Below are 21,241 nucleotides of genomic sequence, written 5' to 3' on the forward strand. Positions count from 1 at the left end.
CAACGCGCTCCCCGAATTCCTCCGCCGCCACGCCCCTCATGAACGAAAGGAATTCCTCCCTCGTGGACGACACTGCCCTGGACGGTGCCACCGTGCAGCGCCCCTTACTGGTCTTCGACGGCGACTGTGCCTTCTGCCAGGCCGCCATTCAGCAAATCCGCGTTCGCGCCCGACCCCAGATGCTCACCGCACCCTGGCAGTCCCTCCCCAAGCCTCTGATACGGCCACCTCCAGCGCTTGGACAGGGAAGTCCTCCTGCTCGACGGAGGGACGGCGCTCTGCGGCGGCGGTGCTGCTGCTCTCGCTCGCTTCCTCGGCTCCTCGCCGGCCCGTCGCTACCGCGGGATGGCATTCTGTCTGCGGCTTCCAGTCATCAGCCTGCTTGCTCGCCAGATCTACCGATGGGTGGCCGTCAACCGGCACCGGATGCCCGCCGGAACAGCAGCCTGCGCTCTCCCCCGTCCCTCCCACTGAAAGCCTCCCATGCGCCCCATCCCCACCTGCATCCTCAGCAGCAGCCAAGCCCCCCAAGCCCTGCATGGACATGATCTCGACGCATACGTCCAGATCGGGTCTCTGAGTAAGACACTCACCGGAACCGCGCTGGCCCAGTTGGCTGCGCGGGGCGTGCTCCAGTTGGACACCCCACTGGAGCAGTTCCTGCCCGTTCCGCGGGGAACCGGCATCACCTTGAGGCATCTTGCCCAGCACACCTCCGGCCTGCCACGGCTCCCCCCGCACGTGAAACGGCGTGACCCGTACGCCGCCTTCGACGATGCCGCCCTGCATGCCGTGCTCCAGAGACTGGACGCCCTCACCACCGCTGCCCCGGGCCAAACCGAGGAATACTCCAACCTCGGATACGCCATCCTCGGAGCCGCGCTGACTTCCGCCGCAGGTATGTCCTACCAAGACCTTCTGGATCTCTACGTCCTTGCCCCTCTGGACATCACCGAGATAACCAGCGCTCCGCCGCCAGACAGATGCCTTCACAGCCGCGGGCTGTTCGGCCGCCCACGTCGTCCCTGGACCATGACAGGCGCCATCCTGCCCGCCGGCGGGCTCTGGGCCACCCCGCGGGCCACCGCTCACTTGGTGACCAAGCTCCTCGTAGAACAGAAACTGGGGGAGCCCGCCTTGTCCTGGCAGAGAGCCGGCACCGTGCTCTGGCACAACGGCGCCACCGGTGACGCCTCCGTTTTCGCCGGTGCCGTGCCGGACGGCAGATGGGTACTGGTCCACCGCCTCACCGGACAAGCCGACCGTACCGACGAACTGGGCATCAAACTCCTGCAGCAGGCCACACCTAGTGGGCCCTGGACTCCTACCTCGGGCACCAGGGAATAAGTAGCCGGCGGGTAGCGGCTCCGGGGCCACCGTTTGCCGACGTTGATTCCCGACACGGGTTGCCGACGCTGCCGGTGCCCATCACCGACCTGCGGTCCGGAGGCGGTCGCCTGCCCCGACGATGACCTTCAGGGCCGGGAAGTGGTCGACAAGGACCTGGCGGCACCGTCCGCACGGGGGAACGACCCCCGGTCGCGGTCGCCCACGGCGACGATCGTGTCCAGCTCGTAGGCGCCCTGGGCGGCTGCCGCGCCGAGGAGAACCAGCTCGGCGCGACGCTGCTGGCCCTGACATACCCGACGCGCACAAGCCCGTCCCTCTCCCACCCCGAAGCGTCAGACTGGACTCAATGAACCCATCAAGCACCTGTCAAGAAAGACGGATTTGGGCTCCAGCCTGACGCTTCTCGCCGATCCGGCAAGTGTGGTGCTGGGGTGTACCCCAACCGGACTCGCGCGTCTTCAGCACATCACGCCAGTGCAGAGCACTTCGGGCATCCGTGCACGCGACTTCAGGAGCTGACGGTTTCCGCCCTACGCACCGCCGACGCAGCCAGCGGCACCAGCTGAGCTGGGGCACTACCTGGAAGACACCCGGTGAACCGCCTCTGCCGCGTTCACCCGGACGGAGCACCCCTCGCTGGCCTGTCGCCTGTCTCCGGCGTATTCCGGCTGGCCTCCCTTGACAGCCACACCTCCCCTGACAAGGCTGAACCGGACATGAGCCCTTCCCAACAACCGCCCCAGTACGGTGCGTTCACCGAATCCACGGCCGAGGCCGCAGTGAAGGCTGCCTGCGGCGAAGTCGGCGCACCCCCCCCCCAGCGATCTTGAGCTGCTGAGGATCGGCGAGAACGCGCTCTTCGCCGACCCGGCACGGGAACTGGTCTACCGAATCGCCCGCTCCGACACGCTCACCGCGAAGGTGGACAAGGAACTGGCCACCGCCCGCTGGCTCGTGGCGCAGGGATTTCCGGCGCTCCCGCCCCGGGACGACCTTCCGCAGCCGATCGCGGCGGAGGGGCGGTTGGTCACCTTCTGGGAGTACGTGCCTCCCACCGCCCTCCCCGCACCACAACTCTCCGATCTGGCCCGACTCCTGCGTGCCCTGCACGCGCTGCCGGAACCGGACTTCGCCGTCCCGCCGCTCAACCCCTTCCCGTTGATGAGATCGAGGTTGGAGAAGGCCGAGGGGGTGGCGGAGGCCGACGTCGCCTTCCTCTCCTCCGCCTGCCGGGACGCGGAGGACGACTTCCACGCCCTCGTCGCCGCGGACCCGGCGTCGTACGGACTCGTGCACGGCGACGCGCACCGCGGCAATCTGCTGCGGCGCGGCGAGCGGGTACTGCTGATCGACTACGAGGCCGTCGCCATGGGACCGCGGGCCTGGGACCTGCTGCCGACGGCCACGGCCGTGGACCGGTTCGGGCTGCCGCCCGCCGAGTACGCCGCCTTCGTCGACATCTACGGCGCCGACGTGACCAAGCACCCCGGCTATCGCACCCTGCGCACCGTACGGGAGCTCGGCATGACCACCTGGCTGATGCAGAACGTCACTCATTCCCCGTCCGAGGCAGCCGAGTTCGCGCTGCGCATGGAGTCGTTGAGGAGGGGCGACCTTGGCGCCCGCTGGCACGCCCTCTGAGCCCGAGACCGCGTCGAACGCGCCCTTCGCCCCGTACGTCTCACGCGTCGGCACCCGGCTGACGACGGTGTACGCGACCTCGTGGACGTACGCGCCGGGCGACACCGCGGACGGAGACGGCGGCCCCGGCCACCCGGCCGGCCCGTCCGGCCTGCTCAAACTTGGTCGGCTCGCCGCCTTCTACGAGCAGCACGCCGATCAGTTACCCCGCGTCCTGCTCCGCGAGCGGCTCGATCCCACCACGGTGATCTGCGACCGCTGGAGCGCGTCCGCCGAGGCAACCAGCATCACCACCGCCACGCTCTGGTATCTGACCGCGCCTTCCGGACAGATCCTGCTCGCGCTCACCCTGGATGTCGACGCTCCCCTGATCGCCTGCATCCCCCTCCTCGAAGACCTCTACTACGCGGACCTCGCGTGCGACGGCGTCGGACTGGAGCAGCTCGCGGCGTCCAAGGTCGGCGCCACCACACCGGGGCTGCTCCAGGAGCGCCACCAGCTCGTCTTCCGCGCCTCCCCGACCCCGGCGGACGTCCCGTCGGCCGACACGGTCCAGCGGGTCATCTACCGGGCCGATCTCCCCGCCCGCCCCGAACACAGTTCCATCTGCCTGCCCGACGAACTGAACCGTCGCCCCACCACGACCGGCGCACTCGGTCCCTATGCCAGTCTCCTGACGGGCCATCAGGACTACGTGGAGAACGCCGCGTTCCTCTCGGTCGTGCAGGCCGTCGCCTCCGCGGCCCGCCTGCGGGAGATCCAGGTCCTCGCGGATTCCTACACCCGCCACTTCCGCAACCGTTCGGACGGCGGCGCCCGCCCCCACGAACGGCGCACCCTGCTCGAACACATCACGGACGCGCTCGGCCACCTCGAACTCGAGCTGGGCTACAGCGTGGAGACGCCCGCCGATCTGGCCACGCTGATCCCCTCCCTCAGGCCGACGGCTTACCACACCGCCCTGTACGAGGCGATGGGGGTGACCGAGCGCGCCGCCAAGATCAGCAGGGGCCTGTCCCGCCTCGCCAACTCTGCGGCGGCCGAGCTGACGTCGATCCAGTCGGCCGAGCAGCGCTCCGCCGACCGGCGCCGCGTCCGTACGGTCGCCGCCGTCACCTTTGTCACCACGGTGACCGCGACCCTGGGGCTCCTCTTCGCCTTCTTCGGCGTCAACTCCTCAGAAGTCGACGCCCACCGCTCGATGTTCGACCACACCTACACCCCCGTCTACGCCCTCATCGCGTCCGTCCTCGTCCTCGCGTTCGCCCTGTACGCCACCCTGCAGGCCGTCGACCGCGCGGCCCTGCGCCGCGACCGCACCCCACTCCCCACCTGGCACGGAACCCACCGCCTCCTCGCCCACGAACTGGGCGGCTCGATCCTGAACGGGACCCCCGTCACCACGTCCCTGCCACCGCTTACCGACCCGCGCCCTGCTCCCTCCCCGACCCCCTCACCACCTCCGGCCCGCCAGTCGGCCGAGCGGTGAACGGAGACCGATTCGCCAACCGCGTCCGCAACGCCTGCCGGGGCCCCTCGGCCACGACTGAGCCGCCCACCTTCCTCAAGGGATGACGACCGCTTGACGGCCAGTTGCCGATCACTCAGGTATTGGCCCCGCGTGCCGCCACCCTCCAGCGGTCCAGTTCCACGCCCTGGCGGGCGATCACCAGTTCCTCCGCGAGGTTGACCGGTTGGCAGACGTGGTTGGGGACGACGGCGAGTACCGAGCCGAGGCGGGGGGCGGGGGTGCCTTCCGGGAGGTGGACCACCGCGTGGTGCTCCCACAGGGCGGTGATCGTCGCCTCGGGGTACCGCGGGAGGTAGCCGTGGCCGGTCACCCACGCGGAGCGGTCCGCGCCGAGGACCTTGCTGCCCGCGTCCAGGACGAAGCGGTTCGGGGCGGGGACGCTGATGACCGTCGAGGCCGCCGAGAGGGCCAGGTCGTCGACACCGCAGCAGCCCATGGCCAGTTGCTGGGCGTCGTTGAAGACGTAGACGCCGGGACGGAGTTCGTTGACCGGGCCGGGGCGCCAGCGGCCGGCCGTGGGGGTCGAGCCGCCGCTCAACACCTGGGGTTCCATGCCCAGTTCACGCAGGGCCTCCGCCGCCTCGGCCAGGGCCCGTTCCTCGTCGCGGGCCGCCCGCTCCCGGGCGTCGGGGTCATGGCCGTATCCGTGTCCGGGGAAGGCGAACGCGCCGAGCACGTGGAGCCCGGCGTCCGACGCGGCCCGGGCCACCCGCCCGGCGTCCACGGCCGGCACTCCGGTCCGTGCCGTGCCGCAGTCCACCTCGACCAGGACCTCCACCGGGCGGTCACTCCCCCGCACCGCGCCCCCCAGCCGACGCGCCGCCTCCACCGAGTCGACGCCGACCCGTAGCGCGACCACGTCGGCCAGGCGGCGCAGGCGCCGCGCCCTGCCCTCGTCCGGCCAGAGCGGATACGCGACGAACAGGTCGTCCACGCCCGCCGCCGCGAACGCCTCCGCCTCGCTCAGGGTCGCCACCGACAGCCCGCCCGCACCCGCCCGGAGCTGGCGCACCGCGATCTCCGCGCACTTGTGGCTCTTGGCGTGCGGCCGGAGCGCGAAGCCGCCGGTCCTGGCGGCCTCCGCCATGCGGGCGATGTTCCGGTCCAGTACGTCGGCGTCCACGACCAGCGCCGGCGTGACGAGCCCTTCGGGCAGTTGTTGCTCAAGCATCACTACGTCCTCCCCAGTCCACTACAAGCTCCCACTCCCCACGTTCCTGTGTATATTAGGGCACTGCCTAGGACCACTAGGCAGCCAGACGGCGAGACCGTCGGGCAATCAGGCAAGGCACTGCTCCCGAGGTGGTTGGTCCCCATGGCCCGTGCCGGGCTCACTCCCGACCGTGTCGTCGAGGCCGCGGCCGATCTCGCCGACGAGGTCGGGTTCGAGAACGTCACCCTGTCCGCGTTGGCGCGCCGGTTCGGGGTGAAGGACGCGAGTCTGTATTCGCACGTCAAGAACCTGCACGATCTGCGTACGCGGGTCGCTCTGCTGGCCTCGGGCGAGATGATCGACGGCATCGCCACGGCGATCGCCGGGCGGGCCGGCAAGGACGCCCTCGTCGCCTTCGCGGGCGCCTACCGGACGTACGCGCTCGCGCACCCCGGCCGCTACGCCGCCACGCACACGCCGATCGACCCCGCCGTCGGCGCCGCGTCCGACGCGTTCCGGCGTACGGCCGAGATCACCTACGGCATGCTCCACGCGTACGGCCTGTCCGAGCCCGACCTCACCGACGCCGTGCGGCTGCTGCGCAGCACCTTCCACGGCTTCTGCGCCCTGGAGGCGATCGGCGGCTTTCACGCCGCCAGGGACGTACAGACCTCGTGGGAGCGGGCCCTCGACGGCCTGCACACGGCCCTGGAGCACTGGCCACGGAGCGAGCGGAAGGATGAGGACCATGCTTGACGGGCACTACGCCGGACACTACGACATGCGGGGCAGCGGGCCCCTGCTGCTGGTCATTCCCGGCGGGGCCGGTCACCCCATGGGGCTGGACGGCGCCGTCGCGCGCCTCTCCGAGCGGTTCACCGTGGTGACGTACGACCCGCTCGGGCTGTCCCGCGGCCCGCTCGACGGGCCGGTCGAAGACCAGCGGGTGGAGGTGTGGAGCGACCGCGCCCACCAGCTGCTCGACTCCCTCCTCCCGGACGGCGAGTCCGCCTACGTCTTCGGGAGCAGTGCCGGCGGCATTGTCGCCCTGGACCTGCTGGCCCGCCACCCGGAGCGGCTGCGGCGCGTGGTCGCGCACGAGCCACCGAGCATCGGCGTGCTGCCGGACGCGACACGGCAGCACGCGATGATCACGGAGGTGTATGAGATTTACCGTGCGGAGGGGGTGGCGGCGGCAGCGGCCCGGCTCGGCGCCGGTCTGGAGGGCCGGAGTTGGGAGCCCGGTCCGCGTCCCGCGTCCGCTGTGGCCGACGGGGGTGAGAGCACGCGGAACACTCAGAACACGCCGATGGACATCTTCCTCGGACACGTCCTGCGCCCCTTCACCTCCCACGCCCTGGATCTGGACGCCCTGAAGGGTCTGTCCTCCCGGCTCACGCTCGGTGCCGGAAGCGAATCACGGGGCCAACTCCCCTTCCGCACCGCCGCCTCGCTCGCCGAGCTCAGCGGCGGCGACTTCGTCGAGTTCCCCGGCGGTCACCTCGGTGTCCTCCAGCACCCGGTCGCCTTCGCGGACCGATTGACCGAGGCGCTCTGAGTCGCCGGGCAGAGGGAGGGATCAACCAGGCGCTGCGAAGAGCTGCACTGTGTACTTTCCGCTGACGGCAACGCCGGTGTCCGTGTACGAGCAGTTGACGATGTTGCCCTTGTGGCCCCCGCTGCCCATCCAGCCGTCAACGACCGCCTTGGCGTCGGGCTTTCCCCAGGACATGTTCTCCGCTGACGGCCCCGCGTTGTAGCCGGCCTCCTTGATGCGCGTCTGGGGCGTGGAGCCGTCGGTGCCGGTGTGGTCTGTCAGGTTGTTCTTGGCGGCGTCGTCCGCGAAGACCTTGGCGGCGTGGGTCAGCTGCGCGTTCTCGTGGAGGGCGGGGCAGTTGGCCTTTTCGCGTTCGGCGTTGACCAGTTGCAGGACCTCGCCGGGCGAGGTCTGCAGGGCGCGCGGCACGGCGGCGGGGACGGTGACCGTCGCCGCGGCGCCTGCGGCGGCCGCTCCGGTGAGCACCAGCAGAGGGGCCGCACACGCGGCAACGCAGACACGACGTATTCGATTGCTCTTGGTTCGCACGGGATTCCCTTTCGTCAGGGGCGGTCGGCAGCTCCCCGACATCGCGTGCGACGCGACGCGAGGAACGTGACGGCACCCTCCCCGCCCTTGGCCGTCACCAGCCCGCGGCCTCTTTCGCCGCTCGGGTGAGGGGCATGACAACGCCTCCTCGTACAGATCCACCCTAAGCCCCACCACCCGGGCTCACGAGTCGGACGACCGTCTCCGGGCGGCGCCCGGGCGCCGGTCTCCGCGCAGGTCAAGAAGCTGGAGCAGGCCTAGGAGGTGCGGTCCTGTGCGCTGAGTGCCTGCACCTCGTCGTACGTCGGCGCGGTGCCCCGCGGCGAGCGGCCGGACCGGATGTCCGCCATCGCGTCCAGCGCCGCGCCCAGTGCCCGCCGGTAGAGGTACGAGCCCAGGCTGATCCTGCGCACGCCGAGGTCGGCCAGGGCGGCGACGGACGGGCCCGCGGGTGAGTAGAGGATGTTCAGCGGTACGTCGAGGGTCTTGAGCAGGGCGGTGATGCGGGCCGGGTCGGTCAGGCCGGGGACGAACACACCGTCGGCGCCCGCCTGTTGGTAGGCGTCGAGGCGGCGGACGGTCTCCCGCTCGTCGGCAGCGTCGCCGAGCCAGTGGGTGTCGGTGCGGGCGTTGACGAAGAGGTCCGGTACGGCCGCCTTGACCGCCGCGATCTTCGCCGCGTGCAGGTCGGCGGGGCCGAGGCCGTCCTCCAGATTGATGCCGACGGCTCCGGCGGCGGCCAGTTCGCGCGCCAACTCGGCGACCTCGGCCGGGTCTTGGCCGTATCCGTCCTCGGCATCGACGGACAGCAGGTACGGGGCGCCGCCGAGCTGCCGGGCGAGCCGCACGGTCAGATCCCGGGTCGCCGCGGCCCCGTCCGGCAGTCCGGCCGCCGCGGCGACACCGAGGCTCGTCGTACCGATCGCCGCGAAGCCCTGAGCGGCAAGGAACGCGGCCGAGGCGTGGTCCCAGGCGTTGGGCAGCAGGAGGGGCGCGTCGGCGTGGTGGAGCGCGGCGAAGGAAGTCGCGGTCATGTCGGCCTTCCAAGTCATGTCGGCCTCCCACATCGTGTCGGCCTCCCAGGGGAGTCGCTCGTACCCGCAACGCTAAGCGCGCGATCCTTCGGCGCCCGCCGAACCGTATCCGCCCACCGCGCACCGCGCACCACGCACCGCGCACCGCGCACCGAGAAGCGCGGGCAACCTTTCGACCTGCGGCAACCTTTCGACCCGCGGCGGCGACCACCCGGTATGACCAACGCAAGACCCACCACATCGCACCGCCGCCACCCTGGGAGTCCCTGAAGAACGCCAAGTGCTCGGCCGGCACCTGCACCGGCACCTTCACCGGCACCCACCTGCGCCTGATCGACTGGAACGGCGCCTTCAAGACGCCGGACAAGGTCGTCCAGGCGCGCGTCTCCGGTGACATGGCGGCGCTGAAGGACGGTACCTTGACGTGGGCGTACGCCCCTGTCACCCCGTCCTACACGAGCGCCCTCAGCGGGGCTTCACCGACCACGACGACGCTGAAGGTCGCCCGTCTGAAGCCCTGAACCCGAAGCACGTCGAGGGGCCCGAGGGCCAGCTCACGCGGACGTCGTACTCCCCCTCCACCCGCACGGACACCGCCTCCGTGAGGGGCAGGGGGTCCGGCTCGCCGGTGAGCCGGGCGAGGGCGACGAAGAGGGTGGCGCCGGTTGCCATGACACCGGTCGAGTCCGACAGACCGTGCACGGGGAGGAGTTCGGAGCGCAGGCCGTCGGCTTCCGGCCACCCCGTGACGCGCACCGGCGTTCCCGCTGCCGCTCCCGCCACCAGGTGGGCCCGCACCTCCACCGCTCCCCGCGCGACGACCAGGCTCACGACCCGTGCTCCCCCACCCGCCGTGTGCCGGGACGCCACCCAGCCGTCCCCCGCGCCCAGCGGTTCGATGTCCGTCCGGCTCGGATCGTCACCGACGATCACGCTGTTGTCGTACGACACCGAGGGCGCGGTCGCGGTCGAGTACGCGAGCCGCGTGTAGTAGGGGTCGTAGCGGACGTCCTCGCTGCCGTGGTTGTGAAGTCGGACCAGACCGTCCGAAGTCGTGCTCTGGAGCAGCCAGTTGGGCGGCCCGACGGGAGTGACGGCGTCCGCGCGGTCCGTCGGGCCAGGCTCCTCCCGCGCCGTCCACACCTCGTGGTCCGGTGGGAGGAGCAGGCCGACGAAGCCCTTGCTCGCCCAGTAGGGGGAGGCCGGGCCCGAATAGCCCTGCAGGACCGTCTCGTCGGGGCCGTGCCAGCCGAGGCTGAGCAGGCCGCGCTCGTCGACCGCGCCCCGGTCGAGGAAGTGGCGCAGCGCGCCGGACGCCAGGCGCCGGGTCTCGCCCGGCGACAGCGGCGTACGGCCGGTGAGGGCGCCGAGCCACAGCGGGGCGGTCGTCGCGAAGCGGTAGGTGAGGGAGCGGCCCTGGCGCATCGGGGCGCCGTCGCCGCCGAACAGCCGGGCGTAGTCGCGGAGATGGCGGGACAGCCGGCCGCCGTACAGGTCGAGAAGGCGGGTGTCGTCCGCGAGCCATGCGTGCAGCACCGGGTACAGGTGCATCGCCCAGCCGTTGTAGTAGTCGAAGGCGCGGCCGGGGCCGTCGGAGTACCAGCCGTCGCCGACGTACCACTCCTCGATCCGCTCCAGGCCCCGGTCGATCGCGGCCGCCGACGCCTCGGGCTCGTGGCCGATCTCCGCCAGGAAGCCGCCGACCGTCACCGGGAACAACTCCCAGTTGCAGGCCCAGGGTTCGGCGGTCAACGCGTCGCCGAGCCAGGCCGCGGCCCGCTGCCGCACTCCGTCGTCCAGGCGGTCCCACAGCAGTGGCCGGGTGAGTCGCAGCGCGAGGGCGATCGACGCGGCCTCCACGAGGGGCTGGCCGCGGTCCTCGACGCGCGGCCAGACGCCCGCCGTACCGGCGGCGAGTCCGTCGGCGTACCGCTCCAGGGCCTTCTCGTCGCGGCGGAAGGCGGCCAGGAGCAGGGTGCGGGCGTAGCCCTCCAGGCCGTCGGAGAGCCGGCCAGACCAGCTGGTGTGCTCTCCGGGGAGGTGGTAGAGGGCGCCGTTCTCGGTCGCGTACGGGGCGACCGCGGCGAGCAGGGAGTCGGCCGCCGCCTCCCAGTGGGCGCGGGTGTAGCCGGTGTACGGGCTGAGGGTGCGGTCCTCGTCGGGCATCAGTGGCGCTTCCTGGTTCGGCGGCTCGGTCGGGTGGTACCTGGGGCGCCCCGGTTCCGGACGGAACGCCCCAGGGCCTCATCCCACCCTTACCTGGCGCCCGGGCACCAGATGCTGGGCGAGGAGTTCGTCGCGGACGAGGCCCGCGTAGACCGTGGCCCCGTGCACGGAGGTGTGCGTGTTGTCCCGCTTCTCGTTGTAGAGGTAGATCGCCTTGGAGCCCTCGACGCCGAGCGACTCGACGAGGGCCTTGGTCCTGGCCGTCAGGTCGATGAGGGGCACGTGCTCGGCGGCGGCGACCGAGCGGATGACGACCGGGTGGTCCACGCCGAGGCCGTTGACCAGCAGGGCGGTGTCGTTGTTCAGGGTGCCGTCCGCGTTGAACCAGCGGCGGACGATGGGGGTGACCAGCACCGGGTCGCCGCCTCGCGCGCGGACCCCGGCGACCAGGGTCTCCAGGTTCGCGCGGTACGTCGGCTCGTCCGTCGTCTTGTCGTTGTGGGCGAGCTGGATGAGGACCAGGTCGTGACGCCGGATGAGCGGCTGGACCGTCGGGAAGAGTGCGGGGTTCTCGAGGTAGGTGACCGTACTCTCCCCGGAGTCCGCGTAGTTGGCGACCGAGACGCCCTTGCGGAGGTACTGGGGCAGCTGCTGGCCCCAGCCGGTGTAGGGGTCGCCGGGCTGGTCGCAGACCGTGGAGTCGCCGACCAGGAAGATCTGGCGGGTGTGGGGGCGGGCCGGGGTGACTTCGATGTCGGCGAGCGCGGGCGCGGAGCCGCCGAGGGCCAGGTCGAGGCCAGGGGTGCCGTCGGGGCCGGTCGGCTCGCCCTCGGGGGTGCGGACGTTCACGGTGAAGCTGCGAGTAACGGGCTTCCCGGCCGCCGTGGCGGTCTCGGGCAGCAGCGCCCGGCGCGTCTCGCCGCTGACGCTCGTGCTCGCCGCCGCCTGTCCGCCGAGCCGTACGCGCACGTCGTACGTGCCGGGCGCGACGTCGAAGTGGCAAGCGGTCGCGGTGCAGTTCTCCAGGCCGAGGGGGCGGGACCCTCCTTGCGCCTGCGCGGGCGTGACCGACAGCGCGGTGGCGGCGGTCAGCGCCGCCAGCAGGGCAGGGGTGAAACGTCTCATGGCGGCTCCTCCAACGGGACGGCATGACCTGGCGGCTGGACCGTACCGCTCTCCGCAAGCGCTTTCTAGTGCTCGGCGCATTTTCACATGATTGCCAACTCCCAGGAGGCGAAAGCCCTTTCGCGAAATCGATTCAACTGTCAGTCTTCCGGACACTCGCACACCCCCACCTCCGAAGGAGGCACCCCCATGTCCGGATCCACCGACAGATCCCTCGGACGCCGCACCTTCGTCCTCGGCGCGACCGCGGCGGCCGTGAGCGCGACGGCCCTGACCCCGACGGCCGCCGCCGCGAGCTTCGGCTACACGGACGACGGCTCGAACTACGTCATCGACACCGGCGCGAACCTGGTCTTCAAGGTCAGCAAGACCAACGGCGACCTGACCTCGCTCGTCTACCGCGGCACCGAGTACCAGGGCTACGGCGGCAAGAACTCGCACGTCGAGTCCGGCCTCGGCACCTCCACCGTGACCATCGCACAGTCCGGTTCGACGATCCTCGTCTCCGTCGCGTACGGCACGCTCAAGCACTACTACGCGGCCCGCAGCGGCGAGAACAACGTCTATCTGTGGACCAACAAGGCCGACACGTCGGTCAGCGCCACCCGGTACATCGTGCGTGTCAAGGCGGGCCTGTTCCTCAACGACGAGCCGGACTCCTACACGTACGCGCCCACCACCATCGAGTCCGCGGACGTCTTCGCGAAGTCCGACGGCCAGACCCGCTCGAAGCACTACTCCAAGCGCCGGGTCATCGACTACGACTACATCGGCTGGACCACCGGAAGCGTCGGCCTGTGGATCGTGCGCAGCAACCACGAGAAGGCCTCCGGCGGCCCGTTCTACCGCTCTCTGCTGCGGCACCAGAGCGCGGACGGCGGCGGGCTGTACGAGATCCTGTACTACGGCGAGAACCAGACGGAGTCGGAGCGCTTCGGCCTCCAGGGTCCGTACGTCATCGCCTTCACGGACGGCGGCGCGCCCTCCTCGTCGCTCTACCCGGCGAATCTCACCACCTCCTGGGCCGACTCGCTCGGCATCTCGGGGTACGTGGCCGCCGGCGGCCGCGGCAAGGTCGCCGGGGTCGGCATCGCCGGGCGGAACACGGCGTACGCCTACACGGTCGGGCTCGCCAACTCCGCGGCTCAGTACTGGGGTTCGGCACGGGCATCGGACGGCTACTACTCGATCGCGAGCGTGCTGCCGGGCACGTACACCCTGACCGTCTTCAAGGGCGAACTCGCCGTGTACACCACCTCCGTGACGGTGACCGCGGGCGCGACGACCACCCTCAACACGATCACCATCCCCTCCTCGAACGACCCGGACAACGCGAGCGCGATCTGGCGCATCGGCGCCTGGGACGGCACACCGAGCGGGTTCAAGAACGCGGACCTGATGACGTACGCGCATCCATCGGACGTACGGGCCGCGTCCTGGACCGGCAACGTCGTCGTCGGCAGCGGCACCGAGACCTCGGCGTTCCCCTGCTATCTGTGGAAGGACGTCAACAGCGGCATCGTCGTGTACTTCAAGCTGACCGCCGCCCAGGCCGCCGCCGCGCACACCCTGCGCATCGGCGTGACCACGGCCTACGCGAACGGCCGCCCGCAGATCGTGGTCAACGACACCTGGACCTCCGCCGTCCCCTCGCCGCCCACCCAGCCGAGCACCCGGTCGCTGACCGTGGGCTCGTACCGGGGCAACAACTACACATTCGCCTACAGCGTTCCCGCGTCCGCCTGGCTGACGGACACGAGTGCGTACAACACGCTGAGGATCTACGTGGCGAGCGGCTCGGGGTCGACGTCCTTCCTCAGCGCGGGCACCTCCATCGACGCCGTCGATCTACTGACCTGACGTCATGTTCCACGCGTCCACTGCTGGTTGGTCCCTCCGTTGCAGGTGTACGTGATCAGCGCGGCGGAGTTGGCGGTGGACGCGCCGTTCACGTCCAGGCATTCGCCGCTCGCACGGGACTTCAGGAGCACGTAGCCGCCGGAGGCGGTGACAGACCACTGCTGGGTGGTCGCGGTGGCGCAGTTCTCCTGGGTGACGCCGGTGGCGTTCTCGGTCAGGCACAGGGAGCTGTGCCGGGTCATCAGCTCGTAGTAGCCGCTGCCAACGGACTTGAACCAGAACTTCTGGTTGTTGCCACCGTTGCAGGTGTACTGGGAGAGCGCGACGCCCGTCAGCAGGGACTGGCCGGGCACGTCGGCGCACTTGGCGGAGTGCCGGGCGGTCAGGGTCTCGTAGGTGGCGCTCGTCCCCGTGATCGTCCCGGCCGCCGTGTCGATGGTGACCTCGGGCGACCAGCTCATGCTCATGCTCGTCGAGCTGGGGAAGGTCAACGGCAGCCAGACGTAACGGGAGTCGTTGACCGTGCCGCCGAAGGAGTTGCCCCAGCGGTCGCCCATGTAGAGGTACGAGGTGCCCGAGGTCCCTTGGACCGGGAGGACATACGCGGTCTGCGAGTTGTACGTCGTCGAGTCGCCGACGTTGGTCATCGCGGTCCAGGGGCCGGCGAGGCTGGTCGCGGTGGCGTACTGCTGCTGGTTGGCGTTCCAGCCCGTGGCTGCCGACGTCAGCATGAAGTAGACGCCGTCGCGCTTGAACAGCGCCGGTGCCTCGCGGTGGCCGCCCACCCACGGGTTGGCGACCAGGCCGTCGATGCCCGTGTAGTCGGCGGTGAGCCTGTAGATCTGCAGGTCGTAATTCTCACGGGCCGCCGACACCATGTAGCCGGTGCCGTCCGTGTCGACGAAGGTCGTGATGTCACGGGACATGTACTGGCCGAGGGGCTGGAAGCTGCCCTGGTAGGTGTAGGCGCCGTCGACCGTGTCCGAGACGGCGACGGCGGCGCGCGCCTCGCTGTAGTCGACGCCGTTCTCCTTGTGCATCCACATGACGAACTTGCCGGTGGACGCGTTGTAGATGACCTTCGGCCGCTCGATGTAGGCGGTGCCCAGCTCGGAGGCGCTGGACTGGGTCAGTACGTGGTTTCGGAACTCCCAGTTCTTCAGGTCGGTGGAGCGGTAGGCGTCCACGTACCGGAAGGTGTTGTCGGCGTTGCGGTCCTCGCCGAACCAGTAGTAGTAGCTGCCGACCTTGATCACCCCGCCGCCGTGCGCGTGCACGACGTTGCCCGAGGTGTCGCTGAACTGGGTGCCGTTGGTGATGGTCTGGGCCGCCGCCTGGGCCGGTCCGGCGGTCACCAGTGCCGCGGCGAACGCACAGCACAGGGCGACAAGGATTGCGTACACACGTCTCATCTGACGCCTCTCGGGGGGAGTTCGAGATTTCGTACGGCATCTGTCATTACGAACGCCGAAAAGGTAAGGGTGTGTTACGGGAAGGTCAACGGGTCGCGCGTGACAAAGATGGACGCGAGATTTCTGTTATCGCCGCCGTCCGTGCGCGTCTCCGATGATGTGCGCAGCCATACCTACAAGACAGCAGCCGCCGTGGGCGCCCTCGCGACCGTCGCCTTCCTGGTCACCACCCCCCAGGTGGCGGCCGCCGGCACCCGCGATGTCACCGCCGACGTGCTCGCGGGGCGGGACGTGACGCTGTCCGGAGACGCGGTGGTGACCGTGCCCGCCGGGACGACCACATACAACGGCGCCTTCCACGGCGAGGGCACGCTCACCGTGCGCGGCGGCGGAACGCTGATCCTCGCCAAGGACAGCGACTTCACCCTGCCCAAGGCACGGCAACGACAGAGTGTGCGGACCCAAGGCGGCAACCACCCCTACACCACCGTGAGCAACCCCGACCCGCCCGCGATCACCGTCGAGCGGGGCGCCACCCTCCAGTACGGCACCGGCGGCGGCACCGGCCTGATCGGCCACTTCCCCTACGACACGCCCGGCTACCAGCTGAACCAGCTCAACGTCCGCGTCGACGGCACCCTGCGCCTCTCCCTGACCCGCACCTTCAACATCGGCACCATCAGCGGCTCGGGCCTGGTCACCCAGCCGCGCAACATGTGGGGCACCCTCGACCTGGCGGGCACCCACCCCTTCTCCGGAGTGATCGACAACGGCACCGGCATGGCGGTGGGCCGCCCCGAGTACCCGGTGGCGCTCCCCCGCACCCGTGCCATCCTCAACCAGGGCTCCTGGATCATCGACACCCCCCTCTACCAGACGATCACCCTGCGCCAGAACTTCTACCAGCGCGCGTACGGCAGCGACGTCAACGTCCACTCGCGGCCCGGCAGCAAGGTCGTGCTCACCGGCCAGTACAGCTACAGCGACCAGGGCGGCGACACCGACCCGTCGTTGAGCGACCCGGACATCAACTGGCGCTCCATCCCCCATCAGCTGAACAAGCGAGGCACCAACATCGAAGGTGCGGACGTCCAGTGGGGCGACGGCACCACCCACAAGATCTTCATGCCGGGGACGAAGGACACCGTCTACATCAACCTGCACATGGCGAGCGGCGTCCGGTCCCGCCTGACCTTCGCCTACAACGGTCCTGTCGCCTCCCGCACCCCGGCCGGGAAGTGGTCGCGCACCAGTGGATGCCGCCATGCCGTGTCGTCGTCGAGCAGCTCCTGGCCGTCGGTCTTCGCGCAGATGTAGTCGCGGAGGAAGCGACGGGAAAGCCAGGGCCGGTCCCAGTCGCGATCGGCTCCCGCCGTGACGCCAACGCCGGTGCCGGTGCCGGCAGTGTCCGTGAGCGTCGCTCCGTGCGCGGCGCCCAGACGCCGGGCGTGCTCGGCATGGCGGGCGATCGACCACGTCCTGCCGGACTCCCCCGGTACGTCCTCCAGCCACAGCGCCACGTCGCCGTCCGGGCGGTCGACGGAGGCGAGCAGCCGGGGTGCCCTGATGCCCCACGGCTGCCAGGTCCGCGCGAGCCCGGACTCGTACACATGGGCCTCGCGGCGCCAGAAGTTCCAGTGCCTGGGGTCGTCGGAGGCGGCCCAGGCGCCGTCGGCGTCCTTGGCCTGGGTGAGCACCTTCAGGACGACCGAACGGTCATCGGCGGTGACCCGCCACACGCCACCGGTCACGCCGTTCTTGAGGTTGTGGACGAGGGGTTCGAGGACGGCCCGGTCCGCCGGGGCGCCTAAGATCTCCCGCACTTCGGCGCGGAGGATCTCACCATCCTCGGTGCCGAGTTGATCGACTTCACGCATGCCCCCAGGCTAGGACCTGTCCGGCGGATCATGCCGCAGACGCGGGGCTCTCAGCGGTCTGGGCGCTCTCGTTCTGTTCAGCAGGTGGGCATGACGCGGCACGGCCGTCCTCATCGACTAGCGTCGTGACATGACCAGCAAGACCTCCCGCAGCGCCTCCTCCCCCTCCCTCACCGACGCCCTCGCCGCCGGAACGGTCGTCCTGGACGGCGGTATGTCCAACCAGCTCGGGTCCGCCGGGCACGACCTGAGCGACGAGCTGTGGTCGGCGCGGCTGCTCGTCGAGCAGCCCGAGGCGATCACTCAGGCGCACCTCGCCTACTTCGAGGCGGGCGCGGACGTGGCGATCACCTCCAGCTACCAGGCCACCTTCGAGGGCTTCGCGAAGCGGGGCATCCCGCACGGGCGGGCGGCCGAACTGCTCAGCCTCAGCGTGGAGTTGGCCCGGGAGGCGAGTCGTCGCGCGCACGCGAAGGGCGTGACCCGGCCGCTGTGGACGGCCGCCTCGGTCGGCCCGTACGGGGCGATGCTCGCGGACGGTTCGGAGTACCGGGGGCGGTACGGGCTGAGCGTCGCCGAGCTGGAGCGGTTCCACCGCCCTCGCCTGGAGGTGCTGGCCGCCGCCGCGCCCGACGTACTGGCCCTGGAGACCGTGCCCGACACCGGCGAGGCCGAGGCGCTGCTGCGGGCGGTGCGCGGGCTGGGCGTACCGGCGTGGTTGTCGTACACCGTCGCCGGGGACCGTACGCGGGCCGGACAGCCCCTGGAAGAGGCCTTCGCCCTGGCCGCCGACGCGGACGAGATCATCGCGGTCGGCGTGAACTGCTGCGCCCCCCAGGATGTGGACGGCGCGGTGGAGACGGCGGCGCGGGTGACCGGGAAGCCGGTGGTGGTGTACCCGAACAGCGGCGAGGTGTGGGACGCCGAGGCGCGGGCCTGGAACGGGCTGTCGACCTTCACGGCCGAGCAGGTGACCGGCTGGCGGCGGGGCGGGGCGCGGCTGATCGGGGGGTGCTGTCGGGTCGGTCCCGGGGCGATCGCATCGGTCGCGCGGACGGTGGGGCAGCTTTCCGCGTAGGCCCCCGGAGGAGCCTGCCGAGATGGCGGCGAGCGACCCTCCGGTACGCCGGCCGACGGCGTCGGCCGGACCGGGTTCCCCGTCTCTCGTCACGTCCCGCTCCTCCTGCTAGCCTCCGGCCCGGGAACCGGTTGCCGTCGATGTTGCCGCACTTCCCAGGGGGCGGAGAAAAGGGGGGCCGGCATGACGAGGAAGAGCACCACGGACGCCGGGAGCCGGCGCACGATCCGGGACGTGGCGGCCCACGCGGGAGTGTCCGCGTCGACGGTGTCGCGGGTGCTCGGCGGCGAGTACCCGGTGAGCACGGCGACGCGTACCCGGGTGATGCGGGCGGTTCGCGAGCTGGACTATGTGGCCGACGCGCGCGCCAAGGCGATCGCGGGGGCCGGCACACCGACACTCGCGTTCGTCCTCGACGACATCACCGGGCCGTCGTTCGCGCACATGGCGCACGGCGTGGAGCGCGAGGCGAGCCGGCTCGGCCATCTGTGTCTGGTGTGCAGCACGGACGGCGACGCCGAGCACGAGCTGGAGTTCATCGAGATGATGCGCGCCCAGCGGGCCGCCGCGGTGATCCTGGTCGGCGGCGCCACGGACACCGCGGAGTACCGCGCGCGGATGGCACGCATCGCCGACTCCCTGGCGTCGGCCGGGTCTCGGCTCGTCCTGTGCGGGCGGCCGCCACTGGACGCCGGGACGCCGGTGACGGTCATCGAGTACGACAACGAGGGCGGCGCGTACGCCCTGTGCTCGCACGTCCTCACCCAGGGCCACCAGCGGATCCTGTTCCTCGGGGGCAAGCCGGACAGCACCACGGCCCTGGGCCGCGAGCGCGGTTACCTCGCCGCTCACCGGGCACGCGGTCTGGAACCCGACCCTGCGCTGCGTCTGGCCGGCGACTTCACCCGCGACTCAGGCCACCGCCTGATACGCCGGGCGCTGGAGCTGGGCCTGGACTTCACGGCGGTGATGGCCTCCACCGACATGGTCGCCTCCGGCGCCCTGACCGCCCTGCACGAGGCGGGTCTACGCGTCCCGGCCGACGTATCCCTCGTCGGCTACGACGACATCCCCTTCGCCCGCGATCTCCACCCCCCGCTGACAACGGTCCACGTCCCGTACGAGGAACTGGGCCGCCTGGCCGTCCGCACCGCCCTCGGTCGCACCCCGGAGACCCCGGACGAACACCTTCTCCTGGGGACGCACGTGGTGGTACGCGGCTCCGTGGCAGGGCCAGGGAGCCGAATCCGCCCGTCACGGCCGGGGGGCTCCGCCGGGGCGACGGAAACGGCGTACGGCTGACAGCGGTGCCGTGCCGCGCATGGGCGGACCGGCAGGAAGGCGCGCTGTGGGTGTGGATTCCGGAGCGCCGAGCGGCCCGGCCGGCTCCGCGTCCCACAGGGCGAGTTCACGGTCGCGCGGCCCGTGGACGGTGTGCGGTTCGCCGGCGCCGAAGACACGGACCGGGTGCGAGGTGTCCCAGGCCTGCCAGCCCGGGTCGCCCTCGGCCGCGAACCGCACCCAGGCGGCGTGCATCGCGTCGGCTAGTTCCTGCGGGGCGCCCTCGCCCGCGAGCTTCGCCGACTCCGGCACGTCGGCGGTGTCGAAGACGAAGCCGAGCTCCAGAGCGTGGCAGGCGCCCAGGTCCGGCACGTTCGACGGCCAGGCGAACTCGTAGACGTACGAAGGGGTCCCCGGCGGGCGGGCATCGGCCAGCCGGTGCAGTGGGACCCGCAGGAGGTGGTCGGTGACCAGCTGGCCGACGAGGTCGGCGGTGCCCGCGTCCGGGTGGATCGCCCGGTAGCCGCGGGGCACCTCGTGGCTGCAGTGGCAGCGAGCCATGGCGGCGGCCAGGGCGACCGGGCCGATCCGCTCGACGCGTTCCAGGAGACCACCGGGCACCAGCCACAGCCGGTACTCCTCGCTGGTCCAGCCCAGGAGCAGGCCGACGTCGGGAGCGGCGCCCTCGACGAGGGCCCGGAGCGGATCGCGCGGGACGAGGTCGCCGTCGACGACGATGCCGAAGGCGGGGCCGCCGAGCACCGGGCTGCTGAGTCTGCTCACGTCGGCCTGGGTGCGCAGGAGCAGGGCGCGGTCCACGGCGGCGAACGCCTCCGCCGTCGCCGGGATCTTCAGCCGGGTGGCCATCCTGCGCACCATCCGGCGCGCCTTGTCGCGGTCGCTCGCCTCGGGCGGCCCGCTCTGCAGCACGGCCCGGTGGAACAGTCCCGCGGCGCGCGGACTGGCCAGCAGCGCCCCGATGCTGATGGCTCCGGCCGACTCGCCGAACACGGTTACCCGGTCCGGGTCGCCGCCGAACTGCGCGATCGACGCGTGCACCCACTCCAGGGCGGCCAGCTGGTCGCGCAGTCCCGGGTTGGCCGGCGCGTCCGGGAAGAGGCCATAACCCTCCACGCCCAGCCGGTAGTTGATCGAGACGAGGACGATCCCGTCCCGGGCGAAGGCGCGTCCGTCGTAGACGGGCACGGCCGACGAGCCTCGGGTCAGCGCTCCGCCGTGGATCCAGACCATGACGGGGAGCCGGGCGCCGGGGCCGGGCTCCGGTGTCCACACGTTCAGGTTCAGACAGTCGTCGCCGGGGACGACGGGGTCGGAGAGGAGCCGGGCGAACGCCTCGGAGTACCGCGGTTTGGGCGGTGTCGCTCCGAAGGCGCGCGCGTCGCGCACCCCGTCCCAGGGCGCGGGCGGCGCCGGTGGCCGGAAGCGACGGGGACCGAACGGCGGGGCCGCGTACGGGATGCCGCGGAAGACAGCGATCCCGTTCTCGTACCTGCCGCGCACCGCTCCGTACGGGGTGGTGACCACCGGATCCGTCTGCCGCGCCGCGTCCACCGCCATCCGACCACCAGCTCCTCGCCCTTCGTGAACGGCTTACATCAGAACATCACACCACCTCCGGCTGTTCCC

16 protein-coding genes and 2 pseudogenes are annotated in these 21,241 nt (G+C 71.0%); 9 read left to right on the plus strand and 9 right to left on the minus strand.

Annotated features, from left to right (window positions below; genetic code table 11):
- The first annotated feature begins 483 nt into the window (after positions 1–483).
- On the plus strand, positions 484–1,347 hold the full coding sequence (locus tag OG819_RS01045; protein WP_266647520.1) for a serine hydrolase domain-containing protein: 864 nt from the start codon (positions 484–486) through the stop codon (positions 1,345–1,347).
- Positions 1,348–1,428: 81 nt separating this feature from the next.
- On the opposite strand, the pseudogene OG819_RS01050 reads toward OG819_RS01045, so the two are convergent.
- Positions 1,429–1,619 (minus strand): annotated as a pseudogene (locus OG819_RS01050) (cytidine deaminase); the annotation flags it as partial.
- Between the two features lie 622 nt (positions 1,620–2,241).
- Here OG819_RS01050 and OG819_RS01055 point away from each other — a divergent pair.
- Both OG819_RS01055 and OG819_RS01060 read left to right on the plus strand, forming a co-directional pair.
- Positions 2,242–2,991 carry an aminoglycoside phosphotransferase family protein gene (locus OG819_RS01055; RefSeq protein WP_266652532.1) on the plus strand — a complete coding sequence of 250 codons (750 nt, stop codon included), beginning with the start codon at positions 2,242–2,244 and terminating at the stop codon, positions 2,989–2,991.
- Positions 2,966–4,480 carry a hypothetical protein gene (locus OG819_RS01060; RefSeq protein WP_266647522.1) on the plus strand — a complete coding sequence of 505 codons (1,515 nt, stop codon included), beginning with the start codon at positions 2,966–2,968 and terminating at the stop codon, positions 4,478–4,480. The genes OG819_RS01055 and OG819_RS01060 overlap by 26 nt, the downstream gene beginning before the upstream one ends.
- Before the next feature lie 115 nt (positions 4,481–4,595).
- On the opposite strand, the gene OG819_RS01065 is transcribed toward OG819_RS01060, so the two are convergent.
- A complete protein-coding gene (locus tag OG819_RS01065) occupies positions 4,596–5,693 on the minus strand; it encodes an alanine racemase (RefSeq protein WP_266647524.1) in 1,098 nt (365 codons plus the stop codon).
- 144 nt (positions 5,694–5,837) lie between these two features.
- Here OG819_RS01065 and OG819_RS01070 point away from each other — a divergent pair, with 144 nt between their 5' ends.
- Complete coding sequence (locus tag OG819_RS01070; protein ID WP_266647526.1) at positions 5,838–6,431, plus strand: TetR/AcrR family transcriptional regulator; 594 nt, start codon at positions 5,838–5,840, stop codon at positions 6,429–6,431.
- Positions 6,424–7,233: an alpha/beta fold hydrolase gene (locus tag OG819_RS01075; protein ID WP_266647527.1), complete on the plus strand. Its 810-nt coding sequence runs from the start codon at positions 6,424–6,426 to the stop codon at positions 7,231–7,233. Before OG819_RS01070 ends, OG819_RS01075 begins: the two co-directional genes overlap by 8 nt.
- Positions 7,234–7,254: 21 nt before the next feature.
- Here OG819_RS01075 and OG819_RS01080 read toward each other — a convergent pair whose 3' ends face one another.
- The 4 genes from OG819_RS01080 to OG819_RS01095 all read right to left on the minus strand — a co-directional run bounded on the left by OG819_RS01080 (position 7,255) and on the right by OG819_RS01095 (position 12,086).
- Complete coding sequence (locus OG819_RS01080) at positions 7,255–7,761, minus strand: CAP domain-containing protein (protein WP_266647531.1); 507 nt, start codon at positions 7,759–7,761, stop codon at positions 7,255–7,257.
- Positions 7,762–8,018: 257 nt separating this feature from the next.
- The gene (locus tag OG819_RS01085) at positions 8,019–8,795 is read right to left on the minus strand and encodes an isocitrate lyase/phosphoenolpyruvate mutase family protein (RefSeq protein WP_266647533.1); all 777 of its coding nucleotides are present in this window, start codon (positions 8,793–8,795) and stop codon (positions 8,019–8,021) included.
- Positions 8,796–9,260: 465 nt separating this feature from the next.
- The gene (locus tag OG819_RS01090; protein ID WP_266647535.1) at positions 9,261–10,961 is read right to left on the minus strand and encodes a DUF2264 domain-containing protein; all 1,701 of its coding nucleotides are present in this window, start codon (positions 10,959–10,961) and stop codon (positions 9,261–9,263) included.
- Between the two features lie 78 nt (positions 10,962–11,039).
- A complete protein-coding gene (locus OG819_RS01095; RefSeq protein WP_266647537.1) occupies positions 11,040–12,086 on the minus strand; it encodes a rhamnogalacturonan acetylesterase in 1,047 nt (348 codons plus the stop codon).
- A gap of 189 nt (positions 12,087–12,275) precedes the next feature.
- On the opposite strand from OG819_RS01095, the gene OG819_RS01100 reads away from it, so the two are divergent.
- Positions 12,276–13,946, plus strand: coding sequence for a rhamnogalacturonan lyase B N-terminal domain-containing protein (locus OG819_RS01100; protein WP_266647539.1), 1,671 nt, complete (start codon positions 12,276–12,278; stop codon positions 13,944–13,946).
- 2 nt (positions 13,947–13,948) lie between these two features.
- On the opposite strand, the gene OG819_RS01105 is transcribed toward OG819_RS01100, so the two are convergent.
- Entirely contained in the window at positions 13,949–15,358 is a 1,410-nt protein-coding gene (locus OG819_RS01105) for an RICIN domain-containing protein (RefSeq protein WP_266647540.1), read from the minus strand.
- A 159-nt stretch (positions 15,359–15,517) separates the two neighbouring features.
- Here OG819_RS01105 and OG819_RS01110 point away from each other — a divergent pair.
- Positions 15,518–16,573 (plus strand): annotated as a pseudogene (locus tag OG819_RS01110) (autotransporter); the annotation flags it as partial.
- Here the strand turns inward: OG819_RS01110 and OG819_RS01115 are convergent.
- Positions 16,558–17,235, minus strand: coding sequence for a hypothetical protein (locus tag OG819_RS01115; RefSeq protein ID WP_266647542.1), 678 nt, complete (start codon positions 17,233–17,235; stop codon positions 16,558–16,560). The pseudogene OG819_RS01110 and the gene OG819_RS01115 overlap by 16 nt on opposite strands.
- 130 nt (positions 17,236–17,365) lie before the next feature.
- On the opposite strand from OG819_RS01115, the gene mmuM reads away from it, so the two are divergent.
- Together mmuM and OG819_RS01125 are read left to right on the plus strand one after the other, a co-directional pair.
- Complete coding sequence (gene mmuM / locus OG819_RS01120) at positions 17,366–18,313, plus strand: homocysteine S-methyltransferase (protein ID WP_266647544.1); 948 nt, start codon at positions 17,366–17,368, stop codon at positions 18,311–18,313.
- Positions 18,314–18,496: 183 nt separating this feature from the next.
- The gene (locus tag OG819_RS01125; RefSeq protein WP_266630072.1) at positions 18,497–19,615 is read left to right on the plus strand and encodes a LacI family DNA-binding transcriptional regulator; all 1,119 of its coding nucleotides are present in this window, start codon (positions 18,497–18,499) and stop codon (positions 19,613–19,615) included.
- Here the strand turns inward: OG819_RS01125 and OG819_RS01130 are convergent.
- Positions 19,568–21,172, minus strand: a complete 1,605-nt coding sequence (locus tag OG819_RS01130) for a carboxylesterase family protein (RefSeq protein WP_266647546.1) — start codon at positions 21,170–21,172, stop codon at positions 19,568–19,570. The genes OG819_RS01125 and OG819_RS01130 overlap by 48 nt on opposite strands.
- Positions 21,173–21,241 lie beyond the last annotated feature (69 nt).

The organism is Streptomyces sp. NBC_01549 (assembly GCF_026339955.1).
In the GTDB taxonomy this organism is placed as follows: domain Bacteria; phylum Actinomycetota; class Actinomycetes; order Streptomycetales; family Streptomycetaceae; genus Streptomyces.

Bases quoted from the DNA above. Each gene is read 5' to 3' on its own strand.
- OG819_RS01045 (WP_266647520.1), top strand. From the start codon at position 484: ATGCGCCCCATCCCCACCTGCATCCTCAGCAGCAGCCAAGCCCCCCAA.
- OG819_RS01065 (WP_266647524.1), bottom strand. From the start codon at position 5,693: ATGCTTGAGCAACAACTGCCCGAAGGGCTCGTCACGCCGGCGCTGGTC.
- OG819_RS01070 (WP_266647526.1), top strand. From the start codon at position 5,838: ATGGCCCGTGCCGGGCTCACTCCCGACCGTGTCGTCGAGGCCGCGGCC.
- OG819_RS01075 (WP_266647527.1), top strand. From the start codon at position 6,424: ATGCTTGACGGGCACTACGCCGGACACTACGACATGCGGGGCAGCGGG.
- OG819_RS01085 (WP_266647533.1), bottom strand. From the start codon at position 8,795: ATGACCGCGACTTCCTTCGCCGCGCTCCACCACGCCGACGCGCCCCTC.
- OG819_RS01090 (WP_266647535.1), bottom strand. From the start codon at position 10,961: ATGCCCGACGAGGACCGCACCCTCAGCCCGTACACCGGCTACACCCGC.
- OG819_RS01095 (WP_266647537.1), bottom strand. From the start codon at position 12,086: ATGAGACGTTTCACCCCTGCCCTGCTGGCGGCGCTGACCGCCGCCACC.
- OG819_RS01100 (WP_266647539.1), top strand. From the start codon at position 12,276: ATGTCCGGATCCACCGACAGATCCCTCGGACGCCGCACCTTCGTCCTC.
- OG819_RS01105 (WP_266647540.1), bottom strand. From the start codon at position 15,358: ATGAGACGTGTGTACGCAATCCTTGTCGCCCTGTGCTGTGCGTTCGCC.
- OG819_RS01115 (WP_266647542.1), bottom strand. From the start codon at position 17,235: ATGCGTGAAGTCGATCAACTCGGCACCGAGGATGGTGAGATCCTCCGC.
- mmuM (WP_266647544.1), top strand. From the start codon at position 17,366: ATGACCAGCAAGACCTCCCGCAGCGCCTCCTCCCCCTCCCTCACCGAC.
- OG819_RS01125 (WP_266630072.1), top strand. From the start codon at position 18,497: ATGACGAGGAAGAGCACCACGGACGCCGGGAGCCGGCGCACGATCCGG.
- OG819_RS01130 (WP_266647546.1), bottom strand. From the start codon at position 21,172: ATGGCGGTGGACGCGGCGCGGCAGACGGATCCGGTGGTCACCACCCCG.